The organism is Pseudomonadota bacterium, from assembly GCA_026388275.1.
GTDB lineage: Bacteria > Desulfobacterota > Syntrophorhabdia > Syntrophorhabdales > Syntrophorhabdaceae > JAPLKB01.
Genome location: JAPLKB010000060.1, coordinates 14,531 through 27,520 on the forward strand (window position 1 = coordinate 14,531; position 12,990 = coordinate 27,520).

Consider the following 12,990-nt stretch of genomic DNA (forward strand, 5'->3'; position numbering starts at 1 on the left):
AAAAACTGCCTGAATAAATTTAAATCATTTGGGCTGCGGTTGAAGTTAGAACATCTTCATCCTCGAAAATGCCTTAGTATCAAGCTCTGAAGTAATTCCTCTTTCAAAATAATGGTATCCTGTAATTGCAACCATGGCGCCGTTATCAGTGCAGAGATGGGGCGATGAGAACATCACATCAAACTGTTCTTTCTCTCCTTTTTCAATGAATATTTCTCTCAATCTATTGTTTGCGGCAACCCCACCGCCCAAAATTATCCTTTTTATATTGAAATCCTTCGCTGCTTTAATTGCTTTATGCGAAAGGACATCACAGATTGCTTCCTGAAATGATGCAAGAACATCAGATATATTTTCATCGGTTATACCACCTTTTTTTGCATAGTTCAGAAAAGAAGTTTTCAAACCACTAAAGCTGAAATCATAGTCATTACTATCTATCATCGGTCTCGGGAACTGAACATATTCCCTGTTTCCTTTTTTTGAAATATCCTCTATTGCTTTCCCGCCCGGATAGCCCATGCCAAGGTATTTTGCGATCTTATCAAAAGCTTCGCCTGCTGCATCGTCTCTTGTGCTGCCGATCACTTTATATATGCAATAATCTTCCAGCATCAGAATAATTGTATGGCCGCCTGAAACAACAAGGGCTATATATGGAAAATATGCTTCTTTCTCAAGAAAAATGCTCATTGCATGAGCTTCTACATGGTTAACAGCAATAAGCGGCTTATCTAAAGAAAGTGAAAGTCCTTTTGCAAAACACAAACCCGCAAGGACAGAGCCAATCAGTCCTGGACCTGAGGTTACACAAATAATATCAATATCTTTTGCTGTAATGTTTGCTTCTTCCATTGCATTACGAAAAATAATATCTATTAATTCAATATGCTTTCTCGAAGCAATTTCAGGGACAACGCCGCCAAAAAGTTTATGAATATCGACCTGGCTTGATACAATATTTGAAAGTATTTCTTCCCCATCCTTTAATAATGCAATTGAAGTATCATCGCAGGAAGTGTCTATGCCGAGTATTATCATAATGGATTACAATTATCCCTAAAGGTCTTTAAAAATCTTTCCAGTTAATTTTAATTTTTTCTTTCTTTTTTAAATCTTCTATAAAAGATTTCAAGTATTCCGTCTTTTTATTTACCACAATATAATTTGAATAATTTTTTTTATTTTTTTCCCATTCCTGTCGGTCAGGAACCTTTTCGTCCTTAAATGCAAAGACATAGTATTTACCTGATATTTCAATTGGTTTTTCATACATTATATGATCTTTTGAGAGAGTCATAACACCAATGTTCTCTACTGGTATGGGGCCTATTTTAGGAATGTTGACATTGTTTCTATTAATAAAACCTGTTTCATTCTTTGAGCTAAAAGCCTTTTTACTTATTGCTTCCTCTGCATTTGCTTTTGCGAACACCTTTGCCTTTTCCAATACAATCTTTTCTCTAAGTTCTTTCATAATAACAGCCTTATCAAAGGGCTTTCCCTCTTCTATTGCGATGAGTTTAAATATATATGATTTTGATTTACCTCTTACCGGTAATGATATATCCCCTTTCTTCAAACCCTTAATCCATTCTTCTATCTTAATATCTTTAAATTTTTTATAAAGTTCACTCTCTTTCAATGACCCGGTATCTATAACATCCAGACTATTTTTTTTCCCATAAGCATCAATATCACTAAATTTTAACAAATCCATATAAACAGTATCATCCTTAACAGTACTTTTTTCGTCAATCACGATATATTTCAATTGGTAAACGTTTTCACCTTTAAATGCCCCTTTTTCTTTCTCATAAAGGGATTGAAGCTCTTTCTCATCCACATCCACTTTGTTTTTATAATCTGAAGGATCGAATTGAATATAAGACATATTGACCATGCCCTTTTCTTTTACATAACTTGCCCAAAAGTCTGCTTCGTCAAAAAATATTCCGTTATCACTGATTATATTGGTAATTTTCATTAAAGTAAGGGTTGTTTTTTCGGACTCTTCAAACTTTTTAGGGTCCATACCACTTCTTTTCAAAATTTCTACGTAGAATGTTTGACTGAATTTACCATCCCTTTTAAAGGCATTTATATTCCTTATATACTCATCAAATTCCACATCAGAAACTTTTATGCCCATATCCTTTGCTTTTAAAAGAAGGAGGTGTCTATTGATAATCTCATCCATTACCTTTTCTTTTATTTTAAGTTCTTTCAATAAATTTTCATCAAGTTTATCTTTATACATAAGTCGGTAAGTATTAAATATATTTTTGTATGCCTCCTGATATTCCTCATAAGATATTTTATACGGTCCAACTTCTGCTATAACCTTCTCTCTATCCCTGAAAGAACCTACTCCCCAGAAAATAAAGACTATAATAATTACTCCAAATAATCCCTTGACTAACCAACCCGTTGCATACTTTCTCATAAATCTAAGCATGTTCACTCCTCTATTGATTTTAATGATCTAAAATAGTATAATAAATCTGGTTTTTCAACATCTTTAATCATTAAAATAAAAAAGGGGCAAACAATGCTCGAAACATTTTTCGGCTTTTTTTCGAAAGATTTGGCTATAGATCTTGGTACCGCAAATACACTTGTATACGTTAAAGGAAGAGGCATTGTATCAAATGAGCCTTCGGTTGTAGCTGTTCATAGAGACTTAAAAGGAACAAAGAAGGTAATCGCAGTAGGCGAAGAAGCAAAGAAAATGCTTGGAAAAACTCCGGGCAACATTGTTGCTATAAGGCCTCTTAAAGACGGTGTTATTGCCGATTTTGAAATAACTGAAGCAATGCTTAAATATTTTATTCAAAAAATACATAACAAAAAATCATATGCAAGACCAAGAATTGTTATATCCGTGCCATCAGGCATTACTCCTGTTGAAAAAAGGGCAGTCAAAGAATCAGCCGAATCAGCCGGTGCAAGGGAAGTTTACTTGATAGAAGAACCTATGGCAGCAGCTATCGGTGTGGGATTGCCCATAACAGAACCAAGCGGCAATATGATAGTTGACATTGGTGGCGGCACTACAGAGGTTGCAGTAATAAGTCTTGCCGGCATAGTATACTGTAATTCGGTAAGAGTCGCAGGTGATAAAATTGACGAGGCAATAATCCAATACATCAAGAGAAAATACAATCTTCTTATTGGAGAGAGGACTGCAGAATTAATTAAAATAAATATCGGCTCTGCATATCCGGATCCTGATGGCGAGGAGCTTACTATAGAGATAAAAGGAAGAGATCTGGTTGGAGGAATACCTAAAACCTTAGAAATCTCATCAAAAGAGATCAGAGAGGCAATAGCCGAACCTGTAAATGCCATAGTAGAGGCTGTAAGAATAGCTCTTGAAAGAACTCCACCGGAACTTGCCTCAGATATCGTGGATAAAGGCATTGTAATCAGTGGAGGGGGCGCACTGTTAAGAAACCTCGACCTTTTAATTAAAGAGGTAACGAGACTCCCTGTCATTATTGCAGAGAATCCGCTTACCGCTGTTGTTGAAGGCACAGGCAAGGCGCTTGATGAAGTGGACCTTCTTAAAGAGATTGCAACATACTTTTAAAACAGTGGAGAATTGAAAACCTCTATTATAATAATCACTGCTGTATTGGTGCTTGTATTTTCATTTTTTATCTTTACAAATACATCTTTTTTTGTAAATGCATATGCAAAAGTGAAATACAACACTGGTGAAATTGTAGGTCCTACTTTAAAATTAATCGGCAAACCGGCAAATCTTGTAAAATACCTTTTTGAAACATATGTAAACCTTTTAGACGCAAAAAAAGAGAATTCCGAATTAAAAAATAAGCTCGGCATATTACAACTTGAGAATCAAAAAATTTCTGAGCTGGAAAAAGAAAACAAAAGATTGAAATCAATTTTGCATCTTGCCGAACAGAATCCCAATAAAATGATAGCCGCAAGAGTTATAGGAGAGGACTTAAAGAACTGGTTCAGATGCATTATTATTGATAAGGGGAGAGATTCCGGTGTAGCTGAGAAGATGCCCATCGTTACTCCAAAAGGACTCGTAGGACAGGCAGTAGAAGTCAATAAATGGCATTCAAAGGTTATGATAGTTAATGATACCAATTCCTCAGTTGACGTTTATATAGAAGGAAAAAATTCAAGAGGAATTCTTGAAGGAACCGGGCAGACTACACTTAAGTTGAAATATATTTTGAAAAATGATGAAGCAGCCATCGGCGACAGGCTAATAACTTCAGGGAAAGACAGCATCTACCCTAAAGGACTTCAAACCGGCATCATAATTACTGTAAACAGAAATAAACCTGGAATATTTGCAGATATAGATGTTATGCCTTTCAATAATTTTAAAAGTCTTGATGAAGTACTGATAATAAAAAAACGATGAAAATATCAGTATATACAATAATAGCAATAATCTTATTAATAATTGAATCTTCTATTATCTCTTTTTTTCCAGTTGAGTTTTTTAAACCTGATCTTGGTATTCCTTTTATTATTTATACAACTTTTTTTTTAGGTCCTTTGCCGGGACTTATTGCAACCCTTTTTGTCAGCCTGTTTCAGGAAATACTTTCAAATGCACCGAATGGTTCTATTATTTTCACAAAACTCTCGATATTTCTTCTGGCAACTTTTTTAAAAAGCAAACTCTATATTGATTCTAAATACAGTTTCTCTTATATCTGCGGCGGTTCAACGATTATTGAATCTTTTTTGTTTCTGGTATTATCGATCCTCTCCAAAGGTGAAACAAGCAATATTTTAAATGTAATATTTTATATAATTCCAAACGCTATATTCACAGGTTTCGTTTCAATTTTTATTTTCTCATTGATAGAATCTTTAAATATGAAGTTTCTCAGCAGAGAATAGAGTAAAAGAGGATCCGGCTTGGAAAATTTTGTAAAAGACGATACAACCCGTGAGAGCAGGAAATACAAATGTTGTAAATGGTTATTGATAATCACAATAATCGTTCTTGCAATCAGACTATGGGATCTTCAGATAATGAAGGGCAGTGAGATGAGAAAATTATCTGAACAAAACCGCATAAGGATAAAAAAGGTTATCGCACCGCGAGGGATTATATATGACAGGACAGGTAAAATCATGGCTGACACAAGACCTTCTTTCAACATGTATATAACACCCGAAGACATTAGAGATTTCAATCAGACAGTTGACGGTCTTGCTAAACTGATTAACATAGACAGAGAAGATATTATTGACAAGATGAAAATAGCAAGCAGCTTTCCACCTTCTTTTCCGGTAAGGATAAAATCCGATATCTCCATGGACGAAGTTGCAAAGATTGAAGCAAACAGAGTATATCTTCCTGGTGTAACTATCCAGATTGAGCCGAAAAGAAACTATCCTTACGGCAAAATGATCGCCCATATGCTCGGTTATGTTTCGGAAATAAGCGATGAAGAAGTAAAAAATAAAGCATTTAAGGACTATTCGCCAGGGGATAATATAGGCAGATACGGACTGGAAAGGGCTTATGAAACATATCTTAGAGGAAAAGACGGGGAAAAACGGGTAGAAGTCGATGCAATGGGTCGCGAAGTCAGGACCCTTGAAACAATAGAGCCCATTCCAGGCTACAGCTTATACCTCAATGTAAATCTTGATATACAGCTTGCTGTTGAAAATGCGTTTGAAAACAAAAAAGGAGGATGTGTTGTCGTAGAGACGAAAACAGGGGCCGTCCTTGCCCTTACAAGCAGACCGTCTTTTGATCCCAACAAATTTGCCTCAGGCATTACAAAAGAAGATTGGAAGAATATTATAACCGATAAGATGCATCCTCTACTGAATAGGGTCACACAAGGCAAATATCCTCCAGGATCTACCTTTAAAATTGTATCAGCCATGAAAGTACTTGAGGAAGGGCTTATCAACGAAAAGACAGGGTTTTCATGCAGAGGAGGGTTTTTTTTCGGTAACAGAATTTTTAAATGCTGGAAGAAAGGCGGTCATGGAAGCGTATCAATACATAGAGGCATAGTGGAATCATGCGATGTTTTTTTCTACAATGTGGGCTTAAAGCTTGGGGTTGACAGGATCCATGAAATGTCTGAAATAATTGGCCTTGGAAAAATCACAGGCATTGATCTACCAGGAGAAATAAATGGCCTTGTGCCCTCTACTGCATGGAAACAAAAGGCATACGGCCAGCCATGGTACGAAGGAGAAACAGTCTCGGTCTCCATAGGCCAGGGTGCAGTATGTTTAACACCTATACAGCTTGTACAACTTTCAGCTTTTGTGGCAAACGAAGGGGTAAATTTTAAGCCGCAGATAGTCAACAGAATTGTATCTTCGGAAGGTAAGACGATAAAAACATTTGAGCCTGTCATGAATGCTAATGCAAAATTCAAAAAAGATGTGTTCAGAATTGTTAAAGAAGGCATGCAAGGGGTTGTGAATGAGCCAAGCGGCACAGCATACGGGTCACGTCTCCAGAATATCAACATGAGTGGTAAAACAGGCACAGCACAATCGGTCGGCGAAAAAGGTAAAAACCTTGGCGACCATGCATGGTTTATCGCATTTGCACCTGCTGAGGAACCGACCATATCAATATCTGTCCTTGTGGAGCACGGTGGACACGGCTCGAGCGTTTCTGCTCCTATTGCAAAGATAGTTACTGAAAACTATTTTAAGGAAAATACTCAGGTTAAAGAAGCGAGGATTCATGAAAATAGATAAAAGAAAGCTCTACCATCTTGATTGGTATCTGATTCTGAACGGTCTTGTCTTGTTTGCCATAGGCATCTTTAACATGTTCAGCGCAACCACTTCTTTTTATAGCGGTTCTTACGGTTTTATCATGAAACAGCTCGTTGCATTTTCAATAGGTCTTATACTAATTTTTATCATAATACAGTACGATTACAGATTAATAGCAAACAATTCAAAATGGCTTTATCTGTTGGCTATAGCCCTTATTTTGCTTGTCTTGATAATAGGAATGATAGCAGGAGGGGCAAAAAGATGGATAAACGTATTCGGTATCAGTATTCAACCATCTGAGTTCATGAAACCTATTCTCGTACTTTTCCTTGCAAATATGCTCTATGAAAAAAAGAGGGAGAATCAGAAATTGAGCTTAAGGGATATATCAATGCCTATGCTTGCAACATTGGTACCCTTTGTTCTTATTGTGAAGCAACCTGACCTGGGAACAGGGATAATTATTGTATTGACATCTCTTGCCATACTTTGGTTTGTGGGTTTAAAAAAATCCACCTACGCCCTTTTAATCAGTGTTGGGGCAGTTATTCCTTTTATTGCATGGCATTACCTTATGAAACCATATCAGAAAATGAGGGTTCTCAGTTTTATAAATATCGATGCAGACCCTTCAGGATTCGGATATCATGCAAAACAGGCTATTATAGCGGTCGGCTCGGGCAAATTTTTTGGAAAGGGATATATGGCAGGTACACAGCATAAACTTCAGTTCATACCTGAACATCATACGGATTTCATTTTTACGGTTTTTGGTGAAGAATGGGGTTTTTTTGGCTCTATAATACTCTTTCTACTGTTTTTATCTTTCATATTACGATGTTTAAAAGTCGCCCAGAACGCACATGATGAGCTTGGCTCAATTATTGCCTTCGGTATAGGCACAATTATATATCTTCAGTTTACCATTAACGTTATGATGGCTATACATCTCGCTCCTGTTGTGGGCATTCCGTTGCCATTCATCAGCTACGGCGGCTCATCAATACTTTCCGTTCTTGTCTCAACAGGATTAGTTTTGAACGTAAGCATGAGAAGGTATATGTTCTGAAATGAATTACCCCTCGGCCAACCACAAGGTATCAAAGTAGAGACAATGACTTAAAGCAAACTTCGGGGTATGGATAGCGGGACAATAAATTGCAGATTTCAAGCTCCATACAAGAGGTAATACACTTAAGCCTGGAACTTGAAACCTGCAGTCCGCAAACTTTTTACTCTGTTATCATCCATGAATCGAGCATTGTTCTGACAGCAGGGAAATATTTATCGTATTGTTCAGCCTGCGCAGAGTATATCCAGACATGAAACAGTTCTTCATTCTTTCTTGGGATTACAATCACTAATTGTTTATAATTATTATTTTTATAAACATATTCAGCTATGAATTGCTTGCCTGTTATTTTCATCCCATTTTTATCATACGTATATGTTTCTACAGGATAAACTTCAGCATGTTTTGTTGTTCTCAATTGATTCTCAAAAACCGTAATAACATCTTTTATATCTTTAAACTTTCCACCTTTCACGTTTGTTGAATACAAATTTTGAATACCTACTACCGGAGTGCTTGCATCCGCTTTGGTATTTTTTGTAAAAACTATTTCGTGCAAAGATTTTTTGACATAAACCCAATCTTGAGGATAATTGATTGTATACCCATACCCTTTTTCCTTAAATACATTGTCAGCAGCAAATAACGGTGCAATCAATATAAAACTCAAAAAAAGAACGCCGCAAAGTAAAGCTAAGTAGATTCTTTTCATTGTTTACCCCCTGATTGTTTATAAAAGCTAAATTTATGGATTAACCGGAACCCAGGCTTTATGTGCAGGTACCCATTTTCCACCTATCCACTGTCCCGGCACTTCAACCCATTGTCCGGGGGGCTGCTGCTGCGGGTCTGCACTTGTATAAACCGGCTTCTGCTGTTGTGCATCTTTTTCTTTCTTGTAATCCATCTCATGCCCTACAATAGCACCGGCAAGCGCTCCACCGGCTACACCAATTAAAGTACCGGCAGTATTGCCTCCAATTATCTGGCCGGCAATTGCACCGAGACCCGCTCCAACTGCTGCGCCTTTTGTTGTATCACTCATTCCCTCTATGGATGCGCATGAAAAACCCATAAATCCAAATGCTACGATCACTATAAACAAGAATATTTTTTTCATCCTATGTCTCCTCCTATTTAAATTATCAAAATACAAATGTATTACATCTTTATTTATTTATAATGCTGTAATAAGTCATTTGCAAGTAAATAAACGAAATATGTCTTTTCTTTAACTATAACAGGAATTCATTACAGCAGTTATAATTTTTATGGTAAAATAGTACCCATATAATTCATAACAAAAATATAAAGGAGATATTCCAGGAGGAACTTTATGGAAAGAAAATTTGAAAGCGAAGCACAACCCGACGAAATTACAAAGCCGGCAAATATAAATTCAATACCCGCTCTTACTGAGTTCGTATCTGTACGTGTACGGGAGGCAGGATTCAGCGATGAAAAAAACAAAGCTATAGGGCTTGCTGTTGAAGAAGCACTCCAGAACATTATACGTTTTGCCTGCCCAGACGGAAAAGGTGATATCCGTATTACCTTTAATATACATGACAGCGGGACACTACTTATCGAAATTGTGGACTCAGGGATACCCTTCAATATGCTTTTAGCCGGTACGTTCTCTGAGTTGGAAGATTTTTACGAGTCAGGAAAGATACCGTCCAACAAAATGATGAAAAAAGCGATTAAAAATATAGAATACAGGAGAGGTACAGACAGGAACACCATCCTTTTTACCATCCCACCCAACTCAGCGGGTACACGATAATTAATTTTTTGCATCTATATCCAATAGGAGGTCACAAATGCCATGGCTTTTTGAATCAACATCTATTAAAAACATGCTGTTGGCAAATCGCTTTATCCGCTCAGCTACATGGGAAGGTCTGGCTGCAAATGATGGCTCTGTCACCCCAAGGCTGATCGACGTGTCTGTACAACTTACCCAGGGTGGAATCGGGCTTATTATAACAGGTCATGCCTATGTGAGTCCCGAAGGACAAGCTACCCCTTGGCAACTTGGTATTTATTCTGACAAACTGATTCCAGGTCTCTCTGAAATGACAAACGTCGTTCATGGGACAGGAGGGAAGATTATAGTGCAGATTGCTCATGCAGGGTCTTACGCAGCCTCACTTCTCAGTGGACTTGATCCCATGGGTCCATCGCCTGTGGAAAAAGAATCTGGCTTAGTCGGGAAGGAGATGACCCGAAACGATATAAAGAAAGTAATACAGGCTTTTTCGAATGCAGCAGTTCGAGCACGGGCAGCAGGTTTTGATGGTATAGAACTTCACGGAGCACACGGCTATCTTCTGAGCCAATTCCTTTCTCCTTTTTTTAACAAGAGAACAGATGAGTACGGAGGAGACATCAATAACCGTGCCAGATTTGTATCGGAAGTTATTGAAGCAATCCGTAAAGCTGTTGGCCCCGATTTCCCTTTACTCATCAAGCTTAATTCCGAAGATTTTCTTACAAACGGCCTCATTGTGAAAGATATGCTCCATATTGCAGCAATGCTTGAGAAAAGCGGCATTGATGCTATCGAGATGAGCGGCGGAACAATAATTTCAGGCAAAAATATCCCTTCCCGTGCAGCTAAACCTGACTCAGGACAGCCCGAGACCTATTACGAAAAAGCAGCTATACAATATAAAAATAAAATTCGTGTTCCACTTATTCTTGTCGGTGGCATACGCTCTTTTGAAACCGCTGAAAGGCTTATCGCCGAAGGAACAGCTGATTATATCGCCTTGTCAAGACCTCTCATCCGAGAACCCGGCCTCGTCAACCGATGGAAATCCGGTGATAAGAGGCCAGCGCTGTGCATCTCCGACAATGGATGCTTCAAGCCTTGTTTTGATGGGAAAGGTATCTGCTGTACTGTAAAGGAACGCTCTGAGAAATGATCTGTGTGCCGATTAGATGTCTGAATTTTAGAATTATAATTACTGAGGTGAATCGTTATTAAAAGAAAAGAAATTGCCGGGCACAAACAGGTCATTGACGATCTTCTGGAAGCAAAGGAACGGCTCCAGGCCATCATGGACGCTTCGCCTGTGGCTATTTCCTGGGCTGATTTTGAAGGGAACCGAGAATACAGCAACCGAAAGCATTTTGAACTATTCGGCTACACAATGGAAGAGATTCCCACTATTCAGGAATGGCGTCGTCTGGCATATCCGGACCCAGCCTACCGTGATTCGCTGCCTTCATTATCTAATTCACTCATTGAAGCTCAAAAACAGGGCAAAGAGATGACCCCTATCGAAGTTACCGTTACCTGCAAGGATGGCTCTATACGCAATGCATTACAGATGGGAACGTTGGTCTCCAACCGAATCCTGGTCATCTATAGCGATATTACAGAATGGAAAAAAGCTGAGGAATCTGTTCGTGAAAACAGGGAAATGCTTCAGGCCATCATGGATGCTTCGCCTGTGGCTATTTCCTGGGGTGATTTAAAGGGAAACCTCGAATATAACAACCGTAAGTTCAAGGAGCTTTTCGGATATACAATTGAAGATATTCCCACTATCCAGGAATGGCGTCGTCTGGCATATCCGGACTTAGCCTACCGTGATTCCATCCCTTCTTTATTTAATTCCCTCATTGAGGCGAAAAAGCAGGGCAAAGAGATGACCCCTATCGAAGTTACCGTTACCTGCAAGGATGGTTCTATACGCCATGTAGTACAAATGGGGGCGCTGGTCTCAAACCGAATCCTGGCTATATATAACGATATTACAGAATTGAAACACTACCAGAAATTTTTGGAAAACCTTTCTACAACAGATGGTTTGACCGGCATTGCCAACAGGCGTCGTTTTGACAACTTCCTCGAGCAGGAATGGCGCCGTGCAATGCGCAGCAGAACTCCTATATCGCTTATTTTTATGGATATTGACTTTTTTAAGGGATTTAATGACCATTATGGGCATTTAATAGGCGATGATTGCCTCCGGCAAATAGCACAGTGCCTTACCGGAATAATCAGGAGATCAATCGACCTTGCCGCCCGTTACGGCGGAGAAGAATTTGCCTGTATTTTGCCCGATACCGATTTCAACGGGGCCATGTGGGTTGCAAACAGGATTCAGCAAAAGGTAAATGGCATGAATATTCCCTACGCCTTTTCTTCAGTTGCAAACCATGTAACTATAAGTATAGGCGTTACAACGCTGATACCATGGCCTGGACAACCGCTTTCAGATTTTATTCAAAATGCTGATAAATTTCTTTATATGGCCAAGCAGAACGGGCGCAACCAGATAATAGGCAAATTGTAAAAATCCTTATAATGCAAGTGCTATTATCTGAGAAGTGATATATTCCTTATGATTATAAACATTATAATGAAAATACACGGACAACATTTTGAAAGGTTATTTATTTATTGTTTATAATAGCTGTATTATCATTTATATGTGGTATATATTGTGAAGTTTTATATAATTTCCGCCTGAATATAATATCTATTTTATTTCTTATATCCATTTGCTTTTTTCCTTTAATCATCAATAAAAAAAACAGATTTGCAGCAATACTCATTTTTCTCTGTTTTTTTCTCATAGGCATAATAAGAACCGGTACTGTAACAGCAGAAAAAACATCTCTCGATCCCGGTCTCACAGAAGAAAATGAAATTTATGAAGGTTATATAACAGATTCTTCAAAACATATTAAAACAATCAGGCTTATAACACCTCCAAGCCTAAATAATATCAGAGTTGCATTCATAACCAACCTGGATTTAAACATCGGCGACAGGATTCGCACCTATGGAAAAATAAGAGAACTTTCTCCTGCCTTTCACAATCCCTATACCATATCATGGAAATGGCTGAAAAAACTGGAGGGGGTCAACTATGAAATAAAAGGCACGGTAATGACTGTTTTACCGGGGGGGAATTTTATACAAATGTTGAGGAATAAACTCAAAAAAACCATTGAGAACTCCGGTGCGAAACAGCAGGATGTGATAAAGGCGCTTACTGGAGTTGCCCCTATTAAACCGGACACTCTTCTAACTTATCTAATGCTCTCCTGTGCTCTCTCGGTGATTTCATTTTCAATCCCTTATGGGGATGATATTCATTGTAATCCTCTAACCAGAAAGGGATTTGTTCCATAAC

The 12,990-nt window shown here is 38.1% G+C and carries 13 protein-coding genes; 9 read left to right on the forward strand and 4 right to left on the reverse strand.

Annotated elements, in window-relative coordinates; all coding sequences use genetic code 11:
* Positions 1 to 45: 45 nt before the first annotated feature.
* Positions 46 to 1,041, reverse strand: coding sequence for a tRNA (adenosine(37)-N6)-threonylcarbamoyltransferase complex transferase subunit TsaD (gene tsaD / locus NT010_14935; GenBank protein MCX5807335.1), 996 nt, complete (start codon positions 1,039 to 1,041; stop codon positions 46 to 48).
* Between the two features lie 28 nt (positions 1,042 to 1,069).
* On the reverse strand, positions 1,070 to 2,458 hold the full coding sequence (locus NT010_14940) for a SurA N-terminal domain-containing protein (protein ID MCX5807336.1): 1,389 nt from the start codon (positions 2,456 to 2,458) through the stop codon (positions 1,070 to 1,072).
* Positions 2,459 to 2,551: 93 nt separating this feature from the next.
* Between NT010_14940 and NT010_14945 the strand changes: the two genes are divergently transcribed.
* The 5 genes from NT010_14945 to rodA are packed head-to-tail and all read left to right on the forward strand — an operon-like array spanning position 2,552 to position 7,831.
* Complete coding sequence (locus NT010_14945; GenBank protein MCX5807337.1) at positions 2,552 to 3,592, forward strand: rod shape-determining protein; 1,041 nt, start codon at positions 2,552 to 2,554, stop codon at positions 3,590 to 3,592.
* 12 nt (positions 3,593 to 3,604) lie between these two features.
* Positions 3,605 to 4,408 (forward strand): rod shape-determining protein MreC, encoded by an 804-nt coding sequence (gene mreC, locus NT010_14950; protein MCX5807338.1) that lies wholly within the window; start codon positions 3,605 to 3,607, stop codon positions 4,406 to 4,408.
* Positions 4,405 to 4,896, forward strand: a complete 492-nt coding sequence (locus tag NT010_14955) for a hypothetical protein (protein ID MCX5807339.1) — start codon at positions 4,405 to 4,407, stop codon at positions 4,894 to 4,896. Before mreC ends, NT010_14955 begins: the two co-directional genes overlap by 4 nt.
* A gap of 18 nt (positions 4,897 to 4,914) precedes the next feature.
* Entirely contained in the window at positions 4,915 to 6,738 is a 1,824-nt protein-coding gene (gene mrdA, locus NT010_14960; GenBank protein MCX5807340.1) for a penicillin-binding protein 2, read from the forward strand.
* Positions 6,725 to 7,831 carry a rod shape-determining protein RodA gene (gene rodA, locus NT010_14965; protein MCX5807341.1) on the forward strand — a complete coding sequence of 369 codons (1,107 nt, stop codon included), beginning with the start codon at positions 6,725 to 6,727 and terminating at the stop codon, positions 7,829 to 7,831. The genes mrdA and rodA overlap by 14 nt, the downstream gene beginning before the upstream one ends.
* Before the next feature lie 163 nt (positions 7,832 to 7,994).
* Here the strand turns inward: rodA and NT010_14970 are convergent, their stop codons facing one another.
* Positions 7,995 to 8,546 (reverse strand): PsbP-related protein, encoded by a 552-nt coding sequence (locus NT010_14970; protein MCX5807342.1) that lies wholly within the window; start codon positions 8,544 to 8,546, stop codon positions 7,995 to 7,997.
* A 33-nt stretch (positions 8,547 to 8,579) separates the two neighbouring features.
* Positions 8,580 to 8,954: a YMGG-like glycine zipper-containing protein gene (locus NT010_14975; GenBank protein ID MCX5807343.1), complete on the reverse strand. Its 375-nt coding sequence runs from the start codon at positions 8,952 to 8,954 to the stop codon at positions 8,580 to 8,582.
* A 216-nt stretch (positions 8,955 to 9,170) separates the two neighbouring features.
* Here NT010_14975 and NT010_14980 point away from each other — a divergent pair, with 216 nt between their 5' ends.
* The 4 genes from NT010_14980 to NT010_14995 all read left to right on the forward strand — a co-directional run bounded on the left by NT010_14980 (position 9,171) and on the right by NT010_14995 (position 12,989).
* Positions 9,171 to 9,620 carry an ATP-binding protein gene (locus NT010_14980; GenBank protein ID MCX5807344.1) on the forward strand — a complete coding sequence of 150 codons (450 nt, stop codon included), beginning with the start codon at positions 9,171 to 9,173 and terminating at the stop codon, positions 9,618 to 9,620.
* Between the two features lie 37 nt (positions 9,621 to 9,657).
* Positions 9,658 to 10,764, forward strand: coding sequence for an NADH:flavin oxidoreductase (locus tag NT010_14985; GenBank protein ID MCX5807345.1), 1,107 nt, complete (start codon positions 9,658 to 9,660; stop codon positions 10,762 to 10,764).
* A 105-nt stretch (positions 10,765 to 10,869) separates the two neighbouring features.
* Positions 10,870 to 12,144: a diguanylate cyclase gene (locus tag NT010_14990; protein ID MCX5807346.1), complete on the forward strand. Its 1,275-nt coding sequence runs from the start codon at positions 10,870 to 10,872 to the stop codon at positions 12,142 to 12,144.
* 107 nt (positions 12,145 to 12,251) lie between these two features.
* On the forward strand, positions 12,252 to 12,989 hold the full coding sequence (locus NT010_14995; protein MCX5807347.1) for a hypothetical protein: 738 nt from the start codon (positions 12,252 to 12,254) through the stop codon (positions 12,987 to 12,989).
* Position 12,990 lies beyond the last annotated feature (1 nt).